Here is a 24,174-nt window from a genome sequence, read left to right as displayed (position 1 = left end):
TATGCTGACCAAAAAGCGCGTTATCGCAACTCTTCTTTCAATCCTCATAATGGTAATTATCTTCTCACTCTGTCAGCATGTCTTTGCAATTCACCCCGACTACCCGATAGCGTTTATGGATGAAGGCTGGGACGTTACCATTAACACAGAAAATTATAAGAACATTAAGATGTCTGAAGTATTCACCGTCATGGATTCAAAGCTTAAACACGGTGATGTTATCTTCATGTCCAAAACACTTCCCGATCTCGGAGAAATACCATTTCCCGCAATTTCATTCAGAAGCAGATATACCACGCTCGAATGCTTTATCGACGGCGAACTGATATACAAATATGGTCTTACTATGTACCGCGAAGACAAATTCATCGGAAAAATGATGCATTTTATTACCCTGCCCAATGATTATGCCGGAAAACAGATCACGTTCAAAATGCTCGCAGAAGAAAACGATGCATTTACCGTTCTTGAAGGTCCGTCACTTGGTTCAACTCCGGAACTTAGGATGAACTTTATCAACTCACATCTATTTATTATTGCAGCCGGAATGGCGCTGTTTGTCTTCGGTATCGTGTTCCTTATGTTGAGTCTTTTGTTTGTAACGGCTATACCCGACATTGCAGTCCAGCTCTACTCATCACTTATGTGTATCAACTTGGGGGCATGGCTCCTTAGTTATTACAATGTATTATCACTTTTTGTTTATGCTCCGCTCGAAACGCAGATTGAATATTTTACTTTGTATCTTATAGTCCCGTTTTGCTACATAATCCTTTACTGCATACAAAAGCCGGAAAAGAAAAAGCTGTTTTTCGCATTCTTTATAATCAGCAGCTTGATCCCTTTCTTCCAGTTTATCCTGCACTTTAGTTTCAACATACACCTTAGGGCAACTCTCCCTATGTATCATGTAGACTGTGTTGTGGGCTTTATTGTTGTAATCTACTATACGATCAACAGCATACGTAAGAAAAACATCTCTTCCGCAGGCATGATACAGATGATCGGTCTGTTTATCTTTACGATTGCCGAATTTATACATCTGATCGTATATATCTTGGGGCCGCAAAGAGCTCAGATAACATCGCTTACAGCAAAAGTCACCATTGCAGGCGGATGTCTTTTCTTCGTAATCTGCCAGATTGCTTTTTATCTTTTGTATATTACAAAGACTTTCGCGCAGAGGCAGGAGTATGCATCACTGTCGCGACTTGCCTATGCTGACGGACTTACAAATCTATCCAACAGAGCTAAGTCCGATAAAGCTCTTATGGATCTTAATAAGGCAAAAACCGACTATTGCATAATCAGTATCGATCTTAACGGACTTAAGCCTATTAACGATAAATACGGACACCTCTCAGGTGATAAGTACATAAAAGACTTTGCTAAAGTTCTTACAAATACTTTTGAAGAGCTTGGTCTTTGCGCCAGAATCGGCGGAGACGAATTCCTTGTCATCATTGAAGATGCCTCGGATCTTGATATTGAAGCACTTATCGGAAGAATGAACAGTGCTCTTAGTGTCATGAATGCACTTTATCCGGAATATCAAAGAAGCGTAGCCTCAGGCTACGCTTACAAGCATGAATGTCCGGATAAAGATTCTCACGAAGTTTATCTTCTCGCGGATCAACGTATGTATGAAAACAAAAGACGAATGCACGAAGAACTCGGTATTGCTTTAAGAGTTTGACACTCCCTGTTAATTAGCATTTTTCTTAGTGAATTTAGCATTTCGGAGCGTACAGTACGTCTCTCCGTCTTCATCATATGTATCAAAAACACCCTCTACTATGATCTCATCGTCAACTTTAGGAAAATCATCGGGGTATTTATATTCTTCCGTAGGTTCAAATTCGACTCCCTGCGCACAGCACGCTGCTGCGTCAGGTACAAAGCACGCAAAATAACGCTTGTCTGTAGACTCGACATACATTTCCGAAAAAAGGCCTTCGAGCTTGATCGTCTTTCCGACAAAATTCTCCGGATAAAAAACCATATTGAAAACTACTGAATAAGTCATGGTTGAAGACTGACCCGTCAGATCGATCGTGTCCCCAAAATCATCCATATATTCTGCGGTATGCATTGATGTTGCTGCGGAAGACACCGCTGTGTCAGATTCGGTAGCGGCGTTATTGGAACCGGTAGCGGAATCGAACGAACCGGAATTGTCTGCGTTCGATCCGGATGCATCCTCTTTTGCCATCTGCTCTTCCAAAACATCATTTACACTTTTGGATCCACCGTTATTCCTTGAATTCGTACCCGCAACATCACCACATCCCGTAAGACACAGTGCTACAACAAGCACCGTAGCAATAAGCTTTCCTCTCATCATGCACCTCCTTTTATTGCTGCTATCAAGGAAGTGATGGCGAATGCGCAAACATCGGCGATAACAATTGTTGATCCTACCGGTGTTCCCACAAGGACTGAAAAGATCATTCCGGAAAAAGCACATACCACTGACAATACCGCTGCAAAAACAGTAACGCCCAAAAAGCTTTTAAACAGTCTCATTGCAGAGATAGCAGGGAATATTACCAGCGCCGAAATAAGAAGTGAACCCACAAGGTTCATAGAAACAACGATGATAACTGCTATCATTATCGCTATCAACAGATTATATCCATCTGCATTTACTCCCGTAGCTTTTGAAAAATCCTCATCGAAAGTGACCGCAAAGATCTTGTTGTACAGAAAAATAAACATCACAACAACAATCACTGAAAGTATTGCACAAATGATCACTTCATTCTTGGTAAGCGTAAGTATCGACATAGATCCAAACAAAGTGCTGCACACATCTCCGGATACATTGGCCGACGTTGTAAAAACGTTCATAAGAAGATAACCGAAAGCAAGTGCTCCGACTGACAGCATCGCTATAGCCGCATCGCCTTTTATCATAGCTTTCTGTCCGTTTTTAAGGAGTAACACCGCACATATAACGGTCACCGGAAGAATGAGCAAAGTCTGATTAGTCAGCTTAAGCACGCTTGCAACAGCCATCGCACCGAAAGCAACGTGTGACAAGCCGTCACCAATATACGAAAAACGCTTAAGCACCAAAGTAACTCCAAGGAGTGAGGCTGAAAGAGCGATAAGTATACCGACTATAAACGCATATCTTACAAACGAATAGCTGAAAAATAATGTAAGCTTATCCATCATGCCCAGTCACCTCCTTCTTTGCTAAGGAAAAACTTTCCTTCTTCACTGTTTACGTATTCTTCTTTTGTTCCGAAGAAAACCTCTTTTCCTATATGCAGAACATGGCTTGCATACTTAGCAGCCGCATGGATATCATGGGATATCATGATTATTGTGATACCGCTGTCGTTAAGCTCTTTAATAAGCTCATACATCTCAGCGGTAACCTTAGGATCAAGTCCGGAAACAGGTTCATCCAGCAAAAGAACCTTTCTCGTAGCGCAAAGCGCTCTCGCAAGAAGGACTCTCTGCTGCTGTCCGCCCGAAAGCTCTCTGTAGCATCTCTTCTTAAAGCCCAAGATGCCCATATGTTCCATGTTTTCCAAAGCGATCTTTTTTTCTTCTTTAGTATAAAAAAATCTGGCTCCCATGTGAGACTGGCATCCGGAGAGAACAATCTCCCAAACCGAAGCGGGGAAATCTCTTTGCACCACAGTCTGCTGAGGAAGATAACCTATCTCGTTCGCCTTTAGGCCGTCACCTATAGTGATCTTGCCACCCATAGGATCCTGAAGGTGTAAAAGAGTCTTCATAAGAGTACTCTTACCCGATCCGTTCTCTCCCACTATGCAAAGATAATCGCCTTCGTTGACTTCAAAACTAATCCCATCTGCAACGATCATCCTGTCATATCCAAGGGTCAGATCTTTTATGGAAATAAGTGCCATTTAATCAGCCTCCTAAAATCTGATGAAGCAGTATCATGCACAAAAGCATGATGATATTGATAACAGTAAATTTAAGTAAATAAGCACCCTTTTTATCCGGATACTCATTGGCAAAATTCTTATACGATATAAGACTCGCCATAGACGCTATAAGCGTACCAAGTCCTCCAACGTTCACGCCCGCTATGATCTCTTTTACATCGGACGCAAACCCGATAAGAAGGAATGTAGCAGGAACATTGCTTATAACCTGACTTGCGATTATAGAGACAAAGAATTCCCTGCCACCGACAACACCTTTAAGTAGCTCGGAAATACGTTGTATTCTTCCAAGATTTCCTGTAAAGATAAAAAATCCTATAAATGTAAGAAGCAAGATATAATCCGCTCTGAACAAGATCTTATAATCCATGCCGAGAACGACAATAAAGATTGCCGAAACGGATATATACCACGGAAGATATCCAAGGACAGTCATAAGTGCCAATACAAAAAGCACCGTATAAATAATAATCTGTCTCTTTGAACCGAATTTCCCAACAGTTCCGACTTCTTCACTAAGTACAATGGGTTCTTTTCCCCTAGGCAAAAGAATTATTCCGATTGCTATAAGTATAAAAGCAAGTATGGTATACGGAAGTGTCACGGATAAAAATCCCGGCAAACTTAAGCCTGCTACTCCGTACAAATAAAGATTCTGCGGATTGCCAAGAGGAGTAAGCATACTTCCGAGGTTCGCCGCTACAGTCTGTAAGATCACAACCCATATCGTAAGGTCTTCTCTCTTACAGCTACTTAGCATCATGAGCGCAAACGGAACAAATGTTATAAGCGCCACGTCATTGGTTATTAGCATACTGCTGAAAAAACAAAGAAAAACAAGTGTCGCTGAAAGCTGCCTTCCGTTCTTTACCTTGGAAAGAAGCGCCGTCGCGATCTTTTCAAATACAGTGTTCTCTTTCAGTCCCTGAATGACTACCATAAGTCCCCACAATATTCCGAGAGACCTAAAATCAATATAGCCGATATACTCTTTTCCGGGTCTTATTATGAACGCCGAGACAACGGCAAGAATGAATGCAACGCATAACACCGGATCTATCGTGATCTTACGCTTTTCTTTTCCCATTTTTCCCACAGATTCTTTCTATACTCTTTTTCTACATAAATCATAAATGATTTTCCGTGACATATTATATTCCGACATATTGAAAAGGTCAAAAGAATTTGCTAATAATTTGCAATTTTACCACAAAATGCAGATTATGTCTCATTACAGCAAAAACCCGCAGCCTAGCTGCGGGTAAAATAGTCATATGGATCAAGGTGTAAGTATTGTCGTTGTATGAAGACCAAAAAGATTTGCTGCCGATCTGTTTTCAAACCACTCGGAATCTGCACCGATTCCCATACCGGGGAATGACTCCGTCGAAGTATCCCACGGAACATATATGATGCAATCAGTACCATCTTCAGCCATCTCGAACGTAGAAAGCACATACTCTCTAACTCTGTACGATCTCACAGCTGCTCCCGATCTTATATCTCTGCAGGTTCTTGCGGTAAAACTGTCATGTATTATTCCTCTTGAAACAGGAAGCACAAGTATCAAAAGAACTGCAACGGCACATGCTGCCTTTAATACATTCTTCTGCATTTCTACTTTAGAGAAATGTTCTCTTAGCCACTGTGCAAAACATACCGCTACAAATATCATGGTAAATCTCACCGCTATAATATGCTCGATCAAAAGATGACCGGTAAGCTGACCGGTTTTTCCACCATACGCGGCGGGAAACGCTTCAATAAAATGTATTACAAGCACGCCGCCCAATATGATCAGCATCCTGATTCCTGACAGTCCTCCCTTTATAACTTCTACTCTATAGAGGATACAAAGAGCTATAAGAATGATCGCAGTTAAAATAAAGATAATATCAACAGCCTTGAAGAAAGATCCGAAAGCGCATGTAAATGTATCTCTGATTCCGTCTAAAAGTGTCTCATGTCCCGGAACGGCAGAATCGCCTGCACGCACGAAGTTACCGGGCGCAACGGCATTTATCAGCGCTCCGATAAAACCTGCCACAAAAGGAATAACGAGAAATTTTCTCTCTATAAGTTCTTTGTAGTCAATTATAAGAACCGCACCCATAACTGCGCAGTTAACCGCAACAAGTGTAAGTGATGCTCCCGAAGCAAGGAATGCAAACACGGAGCTTAATATGATATAGATCACAGTCTTATAACCGTTGTTTCTTACCGACAATACACTGAAGGTCAACGCAAACAGCATAAATCCAAGCATCAGAGTATAACCCAAGGTCTCTGTGTGCCAATACATTATATCAGTATCAAGGCGTGTATAGCTCATGGTGAAAAACGAGAGCACCAAAGCCAGTATCACTGCCAGCGACACTGTTTTATTCTTGATAAGGACAAGTGATACCGCAAATACGGATGCAAGGAATATCGCCACATATGAAAACATCGCAAAGTGGAATCCCGGCATACCGAATCTTGAATATGGTCTGAACAGATGATCCAAGAACATAGGTGTATAGCAGCCCTGCTGGCTCTTATAAATATTTGCGGTCTTCATAAATGAACCTACGATCGATGATTGATACAGTACAGAGCCCTCAAGTCCACCACTCTCATAGGAAAAATCATCTTCACTTAAAAAGGTGAACATTGTTCCCGCAACAGGGGTGGCTATAACGGCAACTATAAGCAGCACGAGAACCGCTTTCAGTATTCCGTCCCAAATCTTTGAATTCTTGATCACACTATTCATATCTTTAAATCAGTACTCCCTATCCTTCTATAATCTTATGGATCCGCTTCTCATCTTCTCCGGCTACTATTATGTAACCAAATCTTGATGAGCTGTCCACGACTCTTCTGTCGGTTATTTCTTCTATGTCACTCTCGACAACAAGGTCCTTGTATTTCTCGCAGATATCTCTGCAATAATCCGCATCTTCCTGTCCGAAGATAAATTTTATTCCTGCAGCATTGTGTGCTTTGTCGGATGTAAGATCAGGTTCCTGTCCCATAGCCACATCAATGACCGCTTTAACAAAATCAATTCCCGTTGTGAGCTGCACCAAAGAGCTTCCGATACAATCTCCGCCCATTCTTCCGCCGATCTCAACTATCTTGATCTTTCCGTCAGCCTGGATCATTATCTCGGAATGTGATGCACCGTTCTCGATCTCAAGTGCATCCAGTGCGGCATAAATGATCTTTCTTATGTTCTCGTAAGTATCTGTGTTTACAGGCGCAGGTTCAAAATGTCCCGTCTCGATAAAGTTGGGGCTTCCTGTCGTAAACTTTTCAGTCACTGCCAAAAGAGTATGCTTCCCTTTGTAAGAAATACATTCAACACTGTATTCTTTGCCTTCAATGTATTCCTCTATTATTGCTTTCTTTTCAAAGCTTACATCTCTTGCGGCTGTTATCGCAGCCATCAGTCCTGCTTTTGTCTTTAGCTTTGTAACCGCTCTGCTGCCCGACCTGTCGGTGGGCTTTACTATGATCGGATATTCAAGGTCAATACTTCCGGCATTTACAGAGTCGTCTGCGATAACGTATCCCGGACACGGGATATCTTTTTCCGAAAGAGCATTTCTCATTGCAAATTTATTGGTCGATTTCTCGGTGCACGAAAGAGAATTACCTGAAAGTCCCATATTAACAGCCACATAGTTTACCGTGACCATCGCTAGATCGGAGGAAATACTGCATATTCCGTCAATCCCTATCTCTTTACACTTTTCAAGAATCTTCTCTTTCTCCACGATGCTGATCGGATAAAAATGATCGGCAGTGGATTCTCCTATGTCTCCTACTCCCCAAGCAAAAACGTGGGTCTCAAGCCCCATCTCTTTTGCCTTTAATATCAATGGGTTTTGAAGATATGAAGCGCCTATTATCGCTATCTTTTTCATGTATCACTCCTACTTATGCGAATTTAAAATATCATCGATCACATAAATCGGTCTTCCCTTGCTCTCCGCGAAGATATTACCTACATATATTCCGACAACTCCCAAAGCGCTGAGCACAAGCCCGCCCATCAGGTATATCGCCGCAATAACAGATGGCCATCCCATATCAAAGTCTTTTACGACCAAATATCTGATAAGCAGATAAACCAAAAACAGCAGCGATGCGCATGAAATTATAAAGCCGCCCTTTACCGCCAAAAACAGCGGTTTGTTTGACTGTGCTGTTATAAGACTTACAGCCAGATTTACTTTCTTTCCGAAAGTGTACGAGGATTTACCCGCAAACCTTTCGTCTGATTCTATCTCAATAGTTGTGTCCTTGTAGCCAAGCCACATAAGGAACATGATATAATCTCTGTTCTGCTCCTTCATTTCAAGGAAAGCATCAACGACTTTCCTTCTTGCGATGCTGTAGTTTCCGACCTCGAAATCATACTTCATGTCGGAAAGCTTATTGTACACCGCATAAAAGGCTCTGGACAATGCCTTTACGATAAAGGTGTCCTTCCTGTCTTTTCTCTTGGAATAAACTATATCATATCCTTCCTCGATCTTGGCGAGAAACTGCGGTAAAAATTCAGGTCTGTCCTGAAGGTCGCAGTCCATGACAACTACCAGATCTCCGACAGATTTCTCAAGTCCGGCCGTTATCGCTCTCATCTGCCCGAAATTTCTGGATAATCTGATGCCGACAACTCTTTCGTCTGCTTCGCAAAGCTTCTCTATCTCTTCCCAAGATCTCTGCGGGCAATGATCGTCCACCATGATGATCTCAAAAGATTTTCCTTGCGCTTCAAGAGTTGCGGCAAGCCTCTTATAAAGTTCCGGTACAGCTTCCCTGCAACCGTATACAGGAATGACTACTGAAATATCCATATAAATCCTCGTGTTTTAATTTATTTCCTATCAGATATCAACTTCTGTTGTTCCGCCAAGGAAAGTCGGAAGTGATTTGCCGTCTCTCTTCCACTGAGCATACTCAGCAGTTGCGGCGAACATAACGTCTCCCGATGAATTAAGTGCTGTCTCAACAGAATCCTGAACAACACCGATTATAAATCCAACCGCTACAACCTGCATAGCAACGTCCGGATTTACTCCAAAGAGTGAGCATGCCATCGGGATGAGAAGGAGTGATCCTCCTGCAACACCTGATGCTCCGCAAGCTGCAAGCGTTGAGATGATAGCAAGTATAAGCGCGGTTGCAAATGACACATGAATTCCTACAGTGTTAGCTGCGGCAAGAGCCATAACAGCGATGGTGATCGCAGCTCCGTCCATGTTGATGGTTGCGCCGAGAGGAATAGAAACAGCATACAGTTCTTTATCCATTCCGAGCTTCTCGCAAAGTTCCATATTAACAGGTATGTTGGCAGCGGAACTTCTTGTAAAGAACGCTGTTACTCCCGATTCTCTAAGGCATCTGAACACAAGCGGATAAGGATTAACCTTAAGTGTGATCGCTGCAAGAAGAGGATCGATAACAAGTGCCACAACAAGCATACATCCTACAAGAAGTGCAAGAAGCTTGCCGTAATCGGTAAATATCGCAAGACCGTTGGTCGAAACGTTCTCGTAAACAAGACCCATGATTCCGAAAGGTGCAAGATTGATTATCCACTTAACCGCAGTAGATACCATATTTGAGAAGTCCTCAAGTACCTTCTTGGTGCTGTCGCTTGCGACCTTCTTTGCAGCAAGTCCCAATATAACCGCCCAAAACAAAATACCTATATATCTACCCTCAAGAAGTGCTCCGACAGGGTTAGCCACCATATTTACGAGCAAATCTGAAAGCACCTGTCCCACTCCTGTAGGAACGGCCTCAGTCTGATAGGCCTCTGCGAGCATTATCGTCTGAGGAAAAACAAAACTTCCCACAACCGCTACCACAGAAGCAAGCAGCGTGCTTACCATATACAAAACAATTACAGATACAAATCTTCTGTCGAGCTTATCGTTTCCCTGCGCGAGCGCGGAAATAACAAGCACAAATACAAGTACGGGAGCAACCGCCTTAAGTGCTCCTACAAATATCTTTCCAAACAGCGTGATAACTGCCAGATCCTTGAATAATAACCCCAAAATTGTTCCAAGAACAAGACCGCACAAAATGCGGATGATCAAACTTACACTATTATAAGCCTTTACTATTTTCATACCTTCTCCTTTCAAGTCTGATATAGCATAATTTTATCACTTCAACCCGATAACGTAAAACAGAATCATACCACAGACACGATAAATCCGAACAAAGGTGACAACGCTATCATCACGATCGAGAAGGAAAAAGAATTAACGGATACAAGTGTCGCCCTCTGATCTGAAGGTATCATTGTATTTAGTACCACATCAGACCTTACGCAGAGCAGCGTATCGGAAAATGAACCGATAAATCCGCCAATCACCATCAGGATACTGTTCCCGGTCAGTATTGATGCTACGGAAAGTGTCACGCCAAACGCCCCTATCATTGCAATATGCTTAAACCTTCTGCCTGCCATCAGCTTTGCGGCAAACGCGCCAAGCACCGCTCCCATTCCCATTATAAAAAGAGCCGGTCCCAGCATGAGCTCCGGAAGTCCTGCAATAGGAAGCTTTGCCTGTAAAAAGAAAAGAATGAGCGTCGCCGATGATCCGACAAAAGCATTCAAAACAATGATCTGCCTTGTCCTCTTATTTTCTTTTATAAACGCAGCGCTCTCTTTTGCGACTTCAACAAATCTCTTTTTAATACTCGCTTCTTTTGAAAGCTCGGTAGAAATTTCTTTTAACGAAAGAGCTATACCTATGCTCAGGATCCCCATAAACACATCAACCGCGTAAGCTCTTTTATATCCGAGCATGAGCGCCACGCCCGCCATAAGCGTTGCTATGGAACTTGTAATCTTATATATCACCATATCCACTGAAGCAAATCTGTCGTATTCACTCTCGATATCCGCTTCCTTCAGACTGTCATATGCAAGCGCTTCCCTTGTTCCCGACGCAAGGTTAAAGCTCAGCGCACTTGGGATCATCGCAAGCGCCAATATCCAGAATGAATTAGACAAGATCATAATGATCCCGGATATCACAGACATGATCCTTGCGGCCACCATGACCTTCTTTCGTCCGAACACATCCGCAATAGCACCCGACGGTACTTCAAAGAGCATACTTGCAACATGGAATATGCTCTCCGCAAGTCCTATCTCGACCATGGAAAAGCCTCTTGCCGCAAGCAGCGCAACCCATGACGCTCCCGCGATCATAAGCGCTCCCGCACCGTCTAATAACAATAATTTTTTTATCTGTTTTCTCGCATTATTTTTATTCATAAAAAAACTCCTTATCTTTTTTTGTTCAAAAAATAAGGAGATAATTACGCTTTATAGATGTTATTTGCACTAAAAATCATCTAAAAAAGAGCGCACTATCCCCGTCAACCGCCAAAAAGTTACCTTTCATCAAATGAATATTGGTTGTTTTCCAGGTCATTCATGTGCTCCTTTCTTCGAAAAGTATGATATCATTAATTTATGGATTTAACCAGAGAGGGGGACGCTATGTACGCAGAAAAACTTGCCGTTATTTTTCCTGGTATCGGTTACACTCACGATAAGCCTCTTTTATATTATGCAAAAGAAATGGCCAGAGAGCATGGGTATAAGGTAATAGAGATCACTTACAAACTGCCCTACAAATCTCACGAGGTTAAGGGCAAGGAAGAAGTCATGCATTCTGTCTTCGAGATAGCGTTAAAGCAGACTATCGATCAGCTTAAGGATGTCGAATTCGATAAATACGAAGAAGTCCTGTTTATCGGAAAGAGCATCGGAACAACTCTCGCCGGTTACTACGCATGGAAGAACGAGATCAACGCTATTCACATAGTTCTCACTCCCGTTGCGGAAACATTTAAATTTCTTGAAGGCGTCAAAGCGATCGTCTTTCACGGAACAGCGGACGCATGGTGCGACACCGAGCTTGCAAGAAAACAGTGCAACGAGCTCAATCTTCCGCTTCACGAATTCCAAGGTGCGAACCACTCCCTTGAGACAAAAGAGACTATAAAGGATATCAAAAACCTTAAAGTGATATTCAAACAGATAGAAGTCTTTTTGTTTTGATCTTGCTTATGAAAGTGCAAGCATTATTCTGCTCTCTCTAAGTGTTTTGGACTGCTCGTAGTCATATTCAATAGTATTGATATTCGCCTTCGGATACATCTGCCGAAGCTTTTTAAGGATCCCTCGCTCAGCGACATGACTTACGAGACACCCAAACGGATGCACTATCAGTATCTTGTCATATCCCTTTTGAAGCATATCGATCACTTCCGCGAGTACAAGCCAGCCGTCACCTATGTTGTAATACTCGCTTAGAAGTTCATTTGCCTTTTCTTTCATTTCATAAAACGATCCGTCAGCAATAAATCCGTTTTGCTCCAAGAGCTCTTTTATCTTATTCTGCATCTTGATCATTCGATCCATTAAAACCTTATATGCTTTTAACAAGGCTTTGGGCGCCATATTGAGCTCCGCGGATTTCATCTCGGTATAAACGACATAAATACAATAATTCAAAAAGCCTTCCATTCTGTAATCCATGTCGTGGTCTTTGAGAAAATCCTCAAGATGCCTGTTTCCTATAGGCGAACATTTTATATATATTTCTCCTGCCACACCGACTTTGGTAAGCATTCTCTCATCCTTGGAATAACGAGGGATCTTTTGGAATTCGGAAATGATCTCCTGATAGATATTGTCCTTTAATAATATCTTTTTTCCTACGGAAATATACCCGGAAAGCCTGTCGATCCACTTGTGATAAAGTGATTCCGTCTCACCCTTATTCTTTTCATAAGGTCTTATCTGCTGTAAAAGGCTCATCAGAAGATCGCCGTAGCACACCGCCGCGATCGCGCCAAAAAGCAGCTTTAGATTGATCTTAAATCCGGGATGACTCTCCGCGCCTCTGAAATTCAAAGAAAGAACCGGGATCTTATATCCGCTCTTTTTCACACATTGAATGATAAGATCGTAGTAATTACCCGCTCTGCAAGCACCTCCTGCCTGAGGTTCGAGTATGGCGGTCCTATCAAGATCAACGTTTCCCGATGCAATATGCGCCATAAGATTTCCGATAATATCTATCGCACAAGTGCAGTAAGCGGAATTGATGAATCTAAACGCATTCTCGGGAACCCTCTCATACTCAGGCACAACCGCAAGGTCATAGCCACCATATTTAAACGCCGCAATAAGAAGCTCATTGTGATAATGAAGCATATCCGGCATGTATATGGTATGTGTCTTTTTCATTTTTGGAGTAAAAAGCGTGTTGTCCCTGTTCAATTCACGATCCCTTGTCCTAATATTTAATCGGGAAGATCTATTTTCTTTCCGTCTCTGTGCATTGAAAACTTATCCATAGGATACTTCTTGAGATTCTCAAGAACCTTTCTGTTGTCTGCCTTGGAAAGAAGGTTCTCTCTTGCTTTTGTGATCTCGATCTCGGTCTTATGCTTGGAAGGTCCGCCGACACATCCGCCGGGGCAGACCATGCCCTCTATAAAGTCATCGGTAAACTTTCCGGCCTTAAGAAGCAAAAGAGCTTTCTTACACTCGTTTCCTCCCGCAACCTGATGAAGCTTGAGATTACTTACGTCTTCTCCTCTTTCTTTCATGCATTCAATAACCGCATTGGCAACGCCGCCGCTTGTAGCAAAGCGTTTGCCCCAGATCGAAGACTCCTGATACTCATCGGTAACAGGCTCAAAATCTATATCCTTTGATCTCATAAGAGCACGAAGCTCTCCGTATGTCACAACATAATCAGCATTATCCGGAACGCTCTCATCCATAGCTTCCGCTTTCTTGGCAATACACGGTCCCACAAATACAGTTACGCAACCGGGACGTGTTGCCTTAAGATATCTTGAGATCGCGCACATTGGCGAAACAGTTGAAGACATATTGTTCTCAAACTGTTCAGGGAAATGCTTCTTAAGCATGTTGATAAATGCAGGACAGCAAGACGTAGTCATCTTCTTGCCTTCCGCATATGCTTCAGCCCACTCTTTTGACTCATAAGCAGCCGTCATATCTCCGCCGAGTCCGACCTCAACCATATCCGCAAAGCCAAGCTTGATAAGCGCTTGTTTAACAGAAGCCATGGAGATATCTTCTCCGAACTGGCCTTCTGTAGCGGGTGCGCACATAGCGATGACTTCTTTTCCTGATTTAATGGCTTCTATGATCTGAACAAGGAACGTCTTTGATCCTATAGCTCCGAAAGGACAACTGTGAATGCAGTGTCCGCACTGGATGCACTTGCTCTCATCGATCTTACAATATCCGTTTTCATCATAGGTGATCGCACCTACGGGGCATGCCTTATGGCAGGGGCGCTCAAGATGAACGATAGCACCGTAAGGGCAAGCATTTGCACACATTCCACACTCTTTACACTTGGTAGAATCTATATGCATCCTGACATCGCCCGGATGGATCGCGTCAAATTTACATGAATTGATACAAGCCTTTCCCATACAGAAACGACAATTGTCAGTAACAGAAAAAGCATGGATCGGACATTCGTCACATGCCGGATCGATTACCTGAACTATATTTTTGGAGTCTTCGTTGTATGAGGTACTCTGTCCACACGCAAGGCGTATCCTCTGACGAACGATCTCTCGCTCTTTGTAGACGCAGCATCTGTAAACAGGCTTTGGTCCCGGAGCGAGCTCATATACAAGCTTATCCTTGTGCTCCTCATCAAGCTCACCTTGCCACGCGAGCTTGCATACTTCCACCATGATCTTGTGTTTAAACGCAACAAGTCCCTTGTCATTTGTAATCATAATATTCTCCCACCTAAAAATATTAATAGTTACATTTATGATCCCTTGCCGGATCTTACTCTCACTCTTTTATTCTGTTTCTTGCCTCGTCCATGGAGATGCATTTGGCGTATCTCGGATCCCACATGAACTCATTGTAATAGCGATAGCAGGTTGCCCTATCCATGAAATCGCTGTCAAATGTTGAATTGGTATATTCCGGAACCAGAACTTCAAAGCCGTTATCAAAGCCGGTTCTTATCGTCGCATCAATGCAAAAATTAGTTTGAAGACCCACAATCATTATGGTCTTCTCACCTTTTTCTTTTAAGTAATCCAAAAGACCTGTCGAAGGATGAAGCGCGCTGTTTACAGCCTTTGTATATATCTTTTCTCCTTCTTTCGGTGCAAATTCATCATATATCTCATAGTCCGGGTCGCCTTTGCTAAAACCGGATCCGGGACCGTCGTCATGCTGAACATAAATAACTTCTTTTTTATTGTCTCTTGCGAGCTGAATGAGTTCTTTAATATTCGACTTTAATTTTTCAAATTCATAAAGTCTGTCATCAGTGATTCCTTTTTGAGTATCGATTACAAGTAAAACCATGTTGTCTCCTTTTCAGAACTCTTTTACAAGCCCCACATGAAGCTGCTCAAGCTTATCTCCAAGCTCCTCTTTCATGATACCATAAGCCTTGCCCATAGTGCAGTGTCCTGTGCAAATATATTCAATCCCGGTCTCGCTGATATTCTTAGCAACTTCTTCAACTTCTTTTTTACTCTTGTTATACAGATGGAAGCCTCCGATAAGGCCGTAGATATGCTTATCAGGGAAAGTACTCTTAATCTCATTAATGATATTTACAGCGCCACCGTGAGAACAGCTGTTAAGTATAACAAGGCCTTTTTCGGTCTCTATAACAAGGCTCTGTTCATGCGAGAAATTATCAGGTCTAAGCCTTCCACCGACCTTGGTATACATCTTTTCCTTTTTTCCTATAAGATCAAGGCACGGCGATTTGTGAGGTATAAGATAAACGCCGTCGCAGAGCTTATAATCACCCGATACGAACTCTATTCTGTCGCCGTAGTCCCTGATAACATTCTTTGGGATTCCGATATATCTTCTGAATATCAGATAATCTATCGCATAGCAGTTTTCCGCCGTGGTCTTTCTAAGATAAAACTTGGCTTTCTTGTTATCTTCAAAAAATCTGGGCATGCCATTAGCGTGATCGTAGTGCGCGTGACTAAGAACCGCGTAGTCTATATCTTTGATGTCAAATCCAAGCTTTTGAAGATTCTCGGCAAAAAGATCGGAACCGCCGACGTCAAGAAGGATCTTTTTATCATTGTGCTCGATCAGGATCGAAAGTCCCCATTCTCCTTTTAATTCCTGTCCTGCTTTGTTATCAACTATTACTGTAAGTTTTGTCATCATGTTCCCCTTTGTCTGATATTTCTTATTTCTTGATAGTCCAATAACAATTATAACCGTAGTTGTCATTGCCACCAATTAGTAATTTGTCGGTCTTCTCAAAACCGTATTCTGAGAACGCCTTTGCACGCTCAACGGCGTACAGCGGAACTTTGGATATTATCTCGTCGCAGTCAAAAAGCTCATATGCAGGCGGGATAATAATCTCCAAGATGCTCTTTAATTCTTCCGCCTTTTCATACTTACTTCCGACATCAAGTCTGATAAGTCCGACATGTCCGAAGCTTCCGTCCGGCTCTCTGTGGAACATCTCTATCGTGCCGACTGCTTTGTTTGAAGCTTTATCGACGATCGTCCATCTCACAAAATACTTTTGTTCATAGGAATAGAGCCAGAAATCTACCGCTTTATCCATCAGCTCTTTTGTATTGTAAAAGAAATTGTCCCCGTGGCAATTGTCGCTGTTAAAAAACGGAAGTGCATTCTTATCTCCGTAAACTTCAAGAAGATCATCCGAATCTTCCGTCTTCACAAAGCGAAGAATAAATTTGTCATTTTCAAGTACCGGGCAAGTCTCATAAACGTTATTCATTCTGTCCTCCTGTTTAAGCATTATTTTTATTTCATAAGTCCGCCGTGGAATACACATTCGTAGACTTTTTTATCATCAAGATAAATCTCTTCGAATCCCTGAAACCATGCAAAATCTCCGGTCACCCTGCATCTGTATGTGAACTCTCCCGACTTATACATCTCGGGGCCTCGGTATGGCATGTTTTTATCTGCATGCAAAAGAGCTTCCTTAAGGAAATCTCCGCTGAATCTGTCATCGAGTACTCTTCCCATGTAATTCATGGCATAAACCGCGATATCTTTTTTCCAGATCGCCTCTTCTCCGGCGAACTTCTCGCCTCCGACATAGGTGTCATGATACCTGTAATCTCCGCTCTCATAAACAAAATCATGAGATGTGTATCTTGTTGACTCAACTTCATTTATCTTGGCCGCGTATGTATTTTTATTGGCTTCAAGCCTGAATGCGATCAGCTCTTCAAGATCTGTCGGCTGCGTGGAAGATATATTGACTGCGCAGTCCCTGTCCTTGACGAGGTAATCAACGCTCACATTCATCAGGTCGCTTATCTGAATGAGATTCGTTATATCCGGATAGGCTTGTCCCGCCTCCCACTTGGCGACCGCCTGCCTTGACACTCCAAGCTTCTCAGCCAGCTCTTCCTGTGTAAGTGCATTATTTTTTCTAAGTATTTGTAGTTTATCGGGAAAAATCATTTTTATCACCTCCAAGAGGTATCATATAAAAGAAATGCATGCGGTAACATCACCCGGAGGTTGCATTTTTGCTACTTTCTTTATACATTTATAATATCACAGGGAGGTAGACAAAATGGAATACAAAATTGCAACATTGGAAGACCTCGATCTTTTAACTTCTTCAAGAATCGAAGTTTTGCGCGCAGCAAATAAACTCGATTCTTCCGTAGACATGTCTGAAGTTGAAGCCTCTTCGAGAGAATATTATAAAAGAGCTCTTGCAGACGGAACTCACACGGCTATCCTTGTTATGGACGGGGATTCTTTTGTCGGCGCCGGCGGCATGAGCTACTACGAGGTAATGCCTACATATCACAATCCAAGCGGAAAAAAAGCTTATGTAATGAATATGTACACCAATCCGAATTATCGCAGGCAGGGCATCGCGCTCAAGACTTTGGATATGCTGGTAAAAGATGCCAAAAAACGCGGAATTACCCAGATATCACTCGAAGCAACGGATATGGGAAGACCCTTGTATGAAAAATATGGATTTACCGATATGGGTGCAGAAATGGAGCTTGTCGATGCCGATTGATTCGGCACCGCAGCTCCATATTTTATTTCGTTATTTACTCGTTTTTATAATCTTCCACGCGTCAATCAGCTTTTCCATATTCCATGCTGCGTTCGCGGGGCTTGTGGAAGGCAGGCAGATTGCCGATCTTTCAATAATCTTTTCCGTATATTTCTTATAATACTTTTCCGCAGTCTTTCCGTTTACGTAAATCGCTTCAACATTTGAATTATCCAGAATGGTTTTTAGATCATTCGGTGTTACGTTCTTTATGCTCGAATCGGACGATCCCGTTATATCGCATGAATGAATAACATCCCAGAGCGCTATCTTATTTCTTTTTAAAAGAGCTTTCTTCTCAGGAATTGTATTCGGAACTTCCTCATCTAAAACCGCAGCGATAACATTCCAAAATCTGTTCTGCGGATGTCCGTAGAAAAACTGCGCCTCCCTCGATTTCACAGAAGGGAAACTTCCAAGTATAAGCACTCTTGAATTCTTGTAATAAAGAGGCGGTATCGGATGAACGATCATCTTAATGCAAGCTCCTTGTAGATTTTCTCTATTACAGGTGATTTATATTCGATATATTTTTCAATGTCTTCTGGGTATAATTTTGCTGCTTCAAGTTTTATGTTGCTGTATTCTATGACCGCTCCGGGATTCTCTCTCAAATAATCTCTGAACATCAAATGTCGTTTCAGTTCCTTGGAATCTTCCGGACATACATATAAGTGATGCGTCTGCAAATGCTCTTTTCCCTCATACGCAAAAGCTTCTCTTCCCTCTATCCCAAGATTACCTTCATGAATATATCCTATTCCACTGAGAGCTTTGATTACTGCCTGCAGGTCATCCGGCTTAACCACAACATCAATATCTATAATGGGTTTCGCCGCAAGTCCTTCAACAGAAGTACTTCCGACATGTTCGATTGAAATTGCCAAATTTCCAAGTGCTGCTTCCAGCTCATTTTTTATTTCTATAAATTCTTGCTTCCACTTCTCGTCATAAGGAAGAACTAATATATGTTTTGTTCTCATTTCTTTTTACCAGTTATAATTACATGATTACTCATACCAAGAATAGATTTTTCTTTACATACAGAAAGGTGATATTCAAGCCAAGTATTGAACTTCTCTTCGCTCCATGTATCTGCAACATCTGCTAGCATAGGTAATATCCCATCCTGTGCGAAGTGCGATATTATTTCCACATTATTCTTTGCAAACAGTTCTTCCATCTCATCTGCCGACGAATAATAAGTATCAGTCCAAAAGCACTTGGGATCATCACTGTGAAGTTCTCCTGTATCTCTTATCTGAGACATAAGCCTTCCATCAATATACTTTTCATCAGCGGTCACGATCATCTGATTTAGGTAGAATTTCGGGACATATGCCACTACAAGCAGTCCATCTTTTCGCAATACTCTGAGTGATTCCTCGATACATTTATTTCGCATGTTCTCTTCTGTTAAATGATAAAAAGGCCCCATGTTGAGAACCACATCAAAAGAATCATCGGAAAACATGCTCATATCAGTTGCGTCAAGAACAGCAGTTGTCATCTTGTATGGCTTATTTGCAAGCTGTTCATTTATGATATCAATATGGCGCGGCGTGAGATCTGTCGCTGTAACGTTATACCCTTTATCGGCAAGATAAAAAGCATACGCACCTGTTCCCGCAGCGCAGTCCAATATTTCCTTTGAGGAATCGCCAATGATATCATCAAACATTCTTACCGTTGTAAGAAATTCTATCTTTCTTGCGTTATTGGTCGTTAAGCGATCTTCCTCGCGATAATTTTCATAGTAATCAACAACGTTGTTCATGGTGGTACTCCTGTTTCATAAGCGCTTATTTATTCCTCATGTTATCACATATCTATCTCACACCTAAAATATTCATTTTCTTCCGAAGAAAAACGTACCGCGTACTTATACTTTTTTGCAACCTGCTTTACAACACGGATCCCAAGACCATGCTCCGGAAGATATGCATTTTTTATCCTTTCATTAAGTGCCTTTATCTTCCGCTCATCTGCGCCTTGTCCGTTGTCGCTTATAACAAGTCTTGCCTTGGATTTACCGCGCTCAGATAGCTTGACCGATATCTCACAACCCTTTTCGTTATGAACGATAGAATTGGTGATTATGTTCTCTATCATACGCCTGATAAGCATGTGGTCCGCTTGAACACTGTAGTTCTCAAGCTTCTCATCTACTTGCAGGTCAAAAGAATAATCTTCATAAGTGTTTATATGATCGCACAGTATCTCTCTTAGAAGTGATGTGAGATTTATTTTTTCATTATTCCACTTGCCTGTTCCGGCTTCGAGTTTGTTCTCGGTGTTAAGGTTGCCTATAAGATCTCTGATCTTGAAGCACTGCTTTTCCTCAACACTTCCTTTTTCTACAGATCCCATGACTATGCTAAGCGGAGTCCTTATGTCATGTGAAACGCCTGCGATCCACTCTGTTCTTGCTTTCTCTCTGGTGATCATCCACTTGCGGGTGATCATAAAAGGTAACAGCAAAAGGATCAGCACATTAGCTATGAACATATAAGGAGCAACCATGATCATTTTATCCATGGTTTGCATGTTCATTTCCAAAATATACTTCCATATGCTTCCCTTGGGATGTCCGACCACTAGGATCCCATCATCTCTTATCCACGTATACGTGGGATAATCGTTCAGATACCAATGCGTAAATGTAGCAACATCTTTTATCTCATAAGAATCAGGAATGTCCGATGGCATCATGTAATTCCAGATAACACTTCCGGAATCATCTATGATCATTGCAAAAGAATCTGTTTCATCGAGCATTTCATACACTGAGCTGTCAACTCGATATTCACCGTCTGTGCTTATGATCTTTTCCGAAACCTTTTCTATATGATAAGTATTAAGATAATTCTCCTGCTTTTGAACGCATATAAAGAATATGACTATAACATCGATGATCATCAATGACACCAAAACAAGCATCATTGAAAGAAGATAACCGGATATTTTTTTCATTACTTTCTACCTCTGATATTCAGCCTGTATCCCAGTCCGCGGACCGTCTGCAGATACTCGGGGTTCGAAGGATCCTCTTCTACCTTTTCACGAAGTCTTCTGATATGTACTATAAGTGAATTCTCAAGTCCGTAACTACCGTCCGGCCAAAGCGTATCCATGAGGACATTCAGCGAAACGATCTTTCCCTGATTATCATACAGCTTGGAAAAAAGCTGAAACTCTTTTGCAGTAAGCTCCGTCTCTCCATCAGGTCTTTTTACTATTCCCGAAGAAAGGTCGACTCTTACCGCGCCAAGGTCAACAATCTTATTCTCCGTCAAATGATATGTCCTTCGCAAAACAGCTTTTATTCTAAGCAGCAGCTCTTCGGGAGTATAAGGCTTTGTCACATAGTCATCCGCTCCAAGCCCAAGTCCTTTGAGCCTGCTTGTTTCTTCATCTCTTGCAGAAAGGAAAATAACAGGGATATTTATCCCTCTCTTTGTCCACGACTCATAGAGAGACAGTCCGCTTATATCAGGCATCATTATGTCCAACACAACCAGATCCACTTTCTCTTTTTCCATGATCTCATCTGCTTCTTTTCCGTTTAATGCATATAAAACATTATTAAATCCATTTTCTGATAAGAGTTTTTTATTGATCTCCAAAATCTGTTTCTCATCATCTACCAAAAGGATCCTGCAATCTGATAACACCATAATCATTACCTCTTTCCGCTTAAATATTAGTATACACATATAAATTGCATAATTAAATAACCGCGCCTCCTACGTAATGTAAACGTAATGTAGGTGTCATGTTCAAGTAATCTTCCCTTTTTATACTGAATTTATCAAAAATACGGAGGACGTACTGATGAAAAAATATGTAATTGAAACCAGCGGTCTTTGCAAAAAAAGCGGTCGCAAATACAGAATAAAAGACGTAAACTTAGCAGTCCCGAAAGGATGTATATACGGTTTTCTCGGCCCCAACGGCGCCGGAAAGACCACTACAATGAAGCTTCTTCTTGGGCTTATACAACCTGACGGCGGAACAATGGAAGTGCTCGGTCAAAAGATGTCTCCCAAGAACAGATTCGAAATAAATACAAGAACCGGAAGTCTTATTGAAAGCCCCGGATTCTACGGACATCTCACAGGACAGGAAAATCTTGAGATAATAGCCCGCTACAAAAAGCTTGGTGCAAGCGATATAAAAGAAGCTCTTAAAACAGTAGGCCTGTACGACAGAAAAGATGACAAAGTAAAAAACTATTCGCTCGGAATGAAGCAGCGCCTTGGCATAGCAATGGCACTTATGGGAAGACCTGAGCTGATCATCCTGGATGAGCCCACAAACGGTCTTGATCCTGCAGGTATTAACGAGATCAGGAATCTGGTAAAAAGTATTCCGGAAAGATACGACTCAACGGTCATCATTTCAAGCCATCTTCTTTCCGAAGTTGAGCAGATCGCTGACTACGTAGGGATCATCAACAAAGGACATATGATCTATCAGGGTCTTTTATCTGAACTTGAGATCGGTGATGCTTCTCTCGAAGAAGTCTTCCTCGAAATGACAAAAGGAGCTTAAAAATGGGTATTATCGAAAATCTTTTTATAGAACTGAAAAAACATAAACGCCGCCATAATCTACTACTCTTCGCCTTGGTCATAGCTGCTGAAATGCTGTTTATTTTCGGAAATTATCACGGTAAGCAAGGCTCCGCCGATGGCTGGATGATCCTTTTTTATACCGTTCCTATCATAAACTGCCTGTTTTTCCCTGTTACGATCGCGGGATTTGCTTCCAGATTGATGGACATAGAGCACAAGGGTGAAATGCTAAAGTGCTTATATACTTTCTCCACTCCGCAAAAGATCTTTTTCACAAAATATATTTACGGTGCAATATCAACACTCATACTTGTTGCGATGCAATGCGGATCGTTCATACTCTGTTGCAAGATCCTCAATTTCGAATGCACATTTCCGCCCGTATATCTTTTTATACACGGAATGACCACATACGTAACTTGTATGGCCTTATTTAGCCTACACCTCATGCTGGCGTATTTTTACAGGAATCAGGCACTTAGTATTTCTTTGGGAATATTTGGAAGCTTCACAGCTTTCTTTTCCTTATTCCTTCCTTCAACGATCATACAAAAGTTCCTTCCTTGGGCAACCTTCGTGACATCCGGATTTATAACAATGGACTGGGATAAAGATACAAGAGATATATCTTACAGCATCGGAAAGCCTGATTTCATACCGGTGATCATCTGTATCGGCTGGATAATCCTCTTAACCTGTATCACACTTATTTTGCTCAGAAAAGCCGGTGTAGAGGAAACAGAAAAAATAAACAATCGAAAGTCTAAGAAGGTACTTCTTCACAAGCGCCCCGTAGAGCTTTTGAAATTAAAGGGCTCACCTGCCTGGATCGCTTTTTTCATTGTTCCCTTGATATCGGCAGCGATCGGAACCGTAAATTATCTCAGTAATATCAGTATCCTGAAGGATGGCTGGTATTCACTGTGGACTCAGCACACTATATTTTTATGTTATTTCTTCATGCCTGTTATCATAGGGATTTTTACAGGATGCATCTGGAGAGTTGAGCACAGCGGAACAAATATGAATCTTATGATGACTCATCAAAGGCCCTCAATGATAGTACTCGGCAAATATGCAGCTACATGTTTCATCACATCTGTTTCACTGATCTGGGTCATAGTTTTATACCTTATTTCCGGTTCGATAATACACATGGAAGGTGCTCTCCCATCGGGGATCATTCAGTGGTTATTCATGGGGATAGTAAGTTCCTGGGTTATATGTGCTTTCCAGGTTCTTGTTTCACTTGTCATCAGAAACTTTGTCCTTCCAATAATTGTTGCATTTCTCAGCGGTTTTGCAGGTCTTGCTTGTATTGCAAAAGGTACCCCCTACCTCACACCGTTCTCTTTATTTGACCTTGCCATGAACCAAAGAGAAATGGGCTCTTTGAACATCGGTTTATTCGCCCTCTCGTCCACCATCTTTATAGCAGCTTTTATCATGATAGCTATCATGTATCTGAGCTGTACCGATGTAAGATCCAATGAATGATCTTATAAAAAATCGAGTAGA

The 24,174-nt window shown here is 41.8% G+C and carries 25 protein-coding genes; 5 read left to right on the top strand and 20 right to left on the bottom strand.

All coding sequences use genetic code 11. The annotated features are described in order from the left end of the window. The first annotated feature begins 1 nt into the window (after window position 1). A complete protein-coding gene (locus tag D6856_RS06235) occupies window positions 2–1,696 on the top strand; it encodes a GGDEF domain-containing protein (RefSeq protein ID WP_120686210.1) in 1,695 nt (564 codons plus the stop codon). A 9-nt stretch (window positions 1,697–1,705) separates the two neighbouring features. On the opposite strand, the gene D6856_RS06230 is transcribed toward D6856_RS06235, so the two are convergent. The 9 genes from D6856_RS06230 to D6856_RS06190 form a co-directional block, all read right to left on the bottom strand. Further along, window positions 1,706–2,344 (bottom strand): hypothetical protein, encoded by a 639-nt coding sequence (locus D6856_RS06230; RefSeq protein WP_147367810.1) that lies wholly within the window; start codon window positions 2,342–2,344, stop codon window positions 1,706–1,708. Continuing rightward, window positions 2,341–3,180: a metal ABC transporter permease gene (locus D6856_RS06225; RefSeq protein ID WP_092246076.1), complete on the bottom strand. Its 840-nt coding sequence runs from the start codon at window positions 3,178–3,180 to the stop codon at window positions 2,341–2,343. The genes D6856_RS06230 and D6856_RS06225 overlap by 4 nt, the downstream gene beginning before the upstream one ends. Next, window positions 3,177–3,887 carry a metal ABC transporter ATP-binding protein gene (locus D6856_RS06220; protein WP_092246079.1) on the bottom strand — a complete coding sequence of 237 codons (711 nt, stop codon included), beginning with the start codon at window positions 3,885–3,887 and terminating at the stop codon, window positions 3,177–3,179. The genes D6856_RS06225 and D6856_RS06220 overlap by 4 nt, the downstream gene beginning before the upstream one ends. A gap of 4 nt (window positions 3,888–3,891) precedes the next feature. Next, window positions 3,892–5,016: an SLC13 family permease gene (locus tag D6856_RS06215; protein WP_120686240.1), complete on the bottom strand. Its 1,125-nt coding sequence runs from the start codon at window positions 5,014–5,016 to the stop codon at window positions 3,892–3,894. A gap of 192 nt (window positions 5,017–5,208) precedes the next feature. After that, window positions 5,209–6,684 (bottom strand): hypothetical protein, encoded by a 1,476-nt coding sequence (locus D6856_RS06210; RefSeq protein WP_147367809.1) that lies wholly within the window; start codon window positions 6,682–6,684, stop codon window positions 5,209–5,211. 19 nt (window positions 6,685–6,703) lie between these two features. After that, on the bottom strand, window positions 6,704–7,840 hold the full coding sequence (locus tag D6856_RS06205; RefSeq protein WP_120686207.1) for an ATP-grasp domain-containing protein: 1,137 nt from the start codon (window positions 7,838–7,840) through the stop codon (window positions 6,704–6,706). A gap of 9 nt (window positions 7,841–7,849) precedes the next feature. Next, a complete protein-coding gene (locus D6856_RS06200) occupies window positions 7,850–8,776 on the bottom strand; it encodes a glycosyltransferase family 2 protein (protein ID WP_120686206.1) in 927 nt (308 codons plus the stop codon). A gap of 30 nt (window positions 8,777–8,806) precedes the next feature. Beyond that, window positions 8,807–10,060 (bottom strand): serine/threonine transporter SstT, encoded by a 1,254-nt coding sequence (gene sstT, locus D6856_RS06195; protein WP_120686205.1) that lies wholly within the window; start codon window positions 10,058–10,060, stop codon window positions 8,807–8,809. 65 nt (window positions 10,061–10,125) lie between these two features. Next, a complete protein-coding gene (locus D6856_RS06190; protein WP_305781703.1) occupies window positions 10,126–11,262 on the bottom strand; it encodes an MFS transporter in 1,137 nt (378 codons plus the stop codon). 186 nt (window positions 11,263–11,448) lie between these two features. Here D6856_RS06190 and D6856_RS06185 point away from each other — a divergent pair, with 186 nt between their 5' ends. Then, window positions 11,449–12,012 carry an alpha/beta hydrolase gene (locus D6856_RS06185; protein ID WP_120686203.1) on the top strand — a complete coding sequence of 188 codons (564 nt, stop codon included), beginning with the start codon at window positions 11,449–11,451 and terminating at the stop codon, window positions 12,010–12,012. Window positions 12,013–12,018: 6 nt separating this feature from the next. On the opposite strand, the gene D6856_RS06180 is transcribed toward D6856_RS06185, so the two are convergent. The 6 genes from D6856_RS06180 to D6856_RS06155 all read right to left on the bottom strand — a co-directional run bounded on the left by D6856_RS06180 (window position 12,019) and on the right by D6856_RS06155 (window position 17,460). Then, window positions 12,019–13,239, bottom strand: coding sequence for a hypothetical protein (locus D6856_RS06180; RefSeq protein ID WP_120686202.1), 1,221 nt, complete (start codon window positions 13,237–13,239; stop codon window positions 12,019–12,021). A gap of 23 nt (window positions 13,240–13,262) precedes the next feature. Next, the gene (locus D6856_RS06175; RefSeq protein ID WP_120686201.1) at window positions 13,263–14,750 is read right to left on the bottom strand and encodes a 4Fe-4S dicluster domain-containing protein; all 1,488 of its coding nucleotides are present in this window, start codon (window positions 14,748–14,750) and stop codon (window positions 13,263–13,265) included. A gap of 61 nt (window positions 14,751–14,811) precedes the next feature. Continuing rightward, entirely contained in the window at window positions 14,812–15,339 is a 528-nt protein-coding gene (locus D6856_RS06170; RefSeq protein WP_120658337.1) for a cysteine hydrolase family protein, read from the bottom strand. 12 nt (window positions 15,340–15,351) lie between these two features. Further along, window positions 15,352–16,170: an MBL fold metallo-hydrolase gene (locus tag D6856_RS06165; RefSeq protein WP_120686200.1), complete on the bottom strand. Its 819-nt coding sequence runs from the start codon at window positions 16,168–16,170 to the stop codon at window positions 15,352–15,354. 25 nt (window positions 16,171–16,195) lie between these two features. Continuing rightward, window positions 16,196–16,762, bottom strand: coding sequence for a GNAT family N-acetyltransferase (locus tag D6856_RS06160; RefSeq protein ID WP_120686199.1), 567 nt, complete (start codon window positions 16,760–16,762; stop codon window positions 16,196–16,198). A gap of 26 nt (window positions 16,763–16,788) precedes the next feature. Further along, window positions 16,789–17,460, bottom strand: a complete 672-nt coding sequence (locus D6856_RS06155) for a DUF5680 domain-containing protein (RefSeq protein WP_120686198.1) — start codon at window positions 17,458–17,460, stop codon at window positions 16,789–16,791. 115 nt (window positions 17,461–17,575) lie between these two features. Here D6856_RS06155 and D6856_RS06150 point away from each other — a divergent pair, with 115 nt between their 5' ends. Further along, window positions 17,576–18,040: a GNAT family N-acetyltransferase gene (locus tag D6856_RS06150; RefSeq protein WP_120686197.1), complete on the top strand. Its 465-nt coding sequence runs from the start codon at window positions 17,576–17,578 to the stop codon at window positions 18,038–18,040. Window positions 18,041–18,070: 30 nt separating this feature from the next. Here the strand turns inward: D6856_RS06150 and D6856_RS06145 are convergent, their stop codons facing one another. Genes D6856_RS06145 through D6856_RS06125 form a run of 5 tightly spaced genes read right to left on the bottom strand, consistent with a single transcriptional unit; the run spans window position 18,071 to window position 21,756 of the window. Continuing rightward, window positions 18,071–18,553 (bottom strand): DNA-deoxyinosine glycosylase, encoded by a 483-nt coding sequence (locus tag D6856_RS06145; RefSeq protein ID WP_120686196.1) that lies wholly within the window; start codon window positions 18,551–18,553, stop codon window positions 18,071–18,073. Beyond that, a complete protein-coding gene (locus D6856_RS06140; RefSeq protein WP_120686195.1) occupies window positions 18,550–19,062 on the bottom strand; it encodes a GrpB family protein in 513 nt (170 codons plus the stop codon). Before D6856_RS06140 ends, D6856_RS06145 begins: the two co-directional genes overlap by 4 nt. Next, window positions 19,059–19,856: a class I SAM-dependent methyltransferase gene (locus tag D6856_RS06135; protein ID WP_120686194.1), complete on the bottom strand. Its 798-nt coding sequence runs from the start codon at window positions 19,854–19,856 to the stop codon at window positions 19,059–19,061. The genes D6856_RS06140 and D6856_RS06135 overlap by 4 nt, the downstream gene beginning before the upstream one ends. A gap of 44 nt (window positions 19,857–19,900) precedes the next feature. After that, window positions 19,901–21,052: a sensor histidine kinase gene (locus tag D6856_RS06130; RefSeq protein WP_120686193.1), complete on the bottom strand. Its 1,152-nt coding sequence runs from the start codon at window positions 21,050–21,052 to the stop codon at window positions 19,901–19,903. Further along, window positions 21,052–21,756, bottom strand: a complete 705-nt coding sequence (locus D6856_RS06125; protein WP_120686192.1) for a response regulator transcription factor — start codon at window positions 21,754–21,756, stop codon at window positions 21,052–21,054. The genes D6856_RS06130 and D6856_RS06125 overlap by 1 nt, the downstream gene beginning before the upstream one ends. Before the next feature lie 157 nt (window positions 21,757–21,913). Here D6856_RS06125 and D6856_RS06120 point away from each other — a divergent pair, with 157 nt between their 5' ends. Both D6856_RS06120 and D6856_RS06115 read left to right on the top strand, forming a co-directional pair. Continuing rightward, window positions 21,914–22,633, top strand: a complete 720-nt coding sequence (locus D6856_RS06120) for an ABC transporter ATP-binding protein (protein WP_120686191.1) — start codon at window positions 21,914–21,916, stop codon at window positions 22,631–22,633. A 2-nt stretch (window positions 22,634–22,635) separates the two neighbouring features. After that, window positions 22,636–24,153: an ABC transporter permease gene (locus tag D6856_RS06115; RefSeq protein WP_120686190.1), complete on the top strand. Its 1,518-nt coding sequence runs from the start codon at window positions 22,636–22,638 to the stop codon at window positions 24,151–24,153. Window positions 24,154–24,174 lie beyond the last annotated feature (21 nt).

Origin of the sequence: Butyrivibrio sp. XB500-5, from assembly GCF_003625505.1 — a bacterium.
In the GTDB taxonomy this organism is placed as follows: domain Bacteria; phylum Bacillota; class Clostridia; order Lachnospirales; family Lachnospiraceae; genus Butyrivibrio.
Note: the sequence above shows the minus strand (reverse complement) of the source record. Positions and strands in the feature narration are given on the sequence as shown.

Excerpts from the sequence above, each read along its gene's own strand:
- D6856_RS06125 (WP_120686192.1), bottom strand. The coding sequence starts at position 21,756 with ATGGTGTTATCAGATTGCAGGATCCTTTTGGTAGATGATGAGAAACAG.
- D6856_RS06150 (WP_120686197.1), top strand. The coding sequence starts at position 17,576 with ATGGAATACAAAATTGCAACATTGGAAGACCTCGATCTTTTAACTTCT.
- D6856_RS06230 (WP_147367810.1), bottom strand. The coding sequence starts at position 2,344 with ATGATGAGAGGAAAGCTTATTGCTACGGTGCTTGTTGTAGCACTGTGT.
- D6856_RS06185 (WP_120686203.1), top strand. The coding sequence starts at position 11,449 with ATGTACGCAGAAAAACTTGCCGTTATTTTTCCTGGTATCGGTTACACT.
- D6856_RS06200 (WP_120686206.1), bottom strand. The coding sequence starts at position 8,776 with ATGGATATTTCAGTAGTCATTCCTGTATACGGTTGCAGGGAAGCTGTA.
- D6856_RS06145 (WP_120686196.1), bottom strand. The coding sequence starts at position 18,553 with ATGATCGTTCATCCGATACCGCCTCTTTATTACAAGAATTCAAGAGTG.
- sstT (WP_120686205.1), bottom strand. The coding sequence starts at position 10,060 with ATGAAAATAGTAAAGGCTTATAATAGTGTAAGTTTGATCATCCGCATT.
- D6856_RS06160 (WP_120686199.1), bottom strand. The coding sequence starts at position 16,762 with ATGAATAACGTTTATGAGACTTGCCCGGTACTTGAAAATGACAAATTT.
- D6856_RS06155 (WP_120686198.1), bottom strand. The coding sequence starts at position 17,460 with ATGATTTTTCCCGATAAACTACAAATACTTAGAAAAAATAATGCACTT.
- D6856_RS06165 (WP_120686200.1), bottom strand. The coding sequence starts at position 16,170 with ATGACAAAACTTACAGTAATAGTTGATAACAAAGCAGGACAGGAATTA.
- D6856_RS06120 (WP_120686191.1), top strand. The coding sequence starts at position 21,914 with ATGAAAAAATATGTAATTGAAACCAGCGGTCTTTGCAAAAAAAGCGGT.
- D6856_RS06140 (WP_120686195.1), bottom strand. The coding sequence starts at position 19,062 with ATGAGAACAAAACATATATTAGTTCTTCCTTATGACGAGAAGTGGAAG.
- D6856_RS06235 (WP_120686210.1), top strand. The coding sequence starts at position 2 with ATGCTGACCAAAAAGCGCGTTATCGCAACTCTTCTTTCAATCCTCATA.
- D6856_RS06115 (WP_120686190.1), top strand. The coding sequence starts at position 22,636 with ATGGGTATTATCGAAAATCTTTTTATAGAACTGAAAAAACATAAACGC.
- D6856_RS06135 (WP_120686194.1), bottom strand. The coding sequence starts at position 19,856 with ATGAACAACGTTGTTGATTACTATGAAAATTATCGCGAGGAAGATCGC.
- D6856_RS06225 (WP_092246076.1), bottom strand. The coding sequence starts at position 3,180 with ATGATGGATAAGCTTACATTATTTTTCAGCTATTCGTTTGTAAGATAT.
- D6856_RS06220 (WP_092246079.1), bottom strand. The coding sequence starts at position 3,887 with ATGGCACTTATTTCCATAAAAGATCTGACCCTTGGATATGACAGGATG.
- D6856_RS06215 (WP_120686240.1), bottom strand. The coding sequence starts at position 5,016 with ATGGGAAAAGAAAAGCGTAAGATCACGATAGATCCGGTGTTATGCGTT.
- D6856_RS06210 (WP_147367809.1), bottom strand. The coding sequence starts at position 6,684 with ATGAATAGTGTGATCAAGAATTCAAAGATTTGGGACGGAATACTGAAA.
- D6856_RS06205 (WP_120686207.1), bottom strand. The coding sequence starts at position 7,840 with ATGAAAAAGATAGCGATAATAGGCGCTTCATATCTTCAAAACCCATTG.
- D6856_RS06175 (WP_120686201.1), bottom strand. The coding sequence starts at position 14,750 with ATGATTACAAATGACAAGGGACTTGTTGCGTTTAAACACAAGATCATG.
- D6856_RS06130 (WP_120686193.1), bottom strand. The coding sequence starts at position 21,052 with ATGAAAAAAATATCCGGTTATCTTCTTTCAATGATGCTTGTTTTGGTG.
- D6856_RS06170 (WP_120658337.1), bottom strand. The coding sequence starts at position 15,339 with ATGGTTTTACTTGTAATCGATACTCAAAAAGGAATCACTGATGACAGA.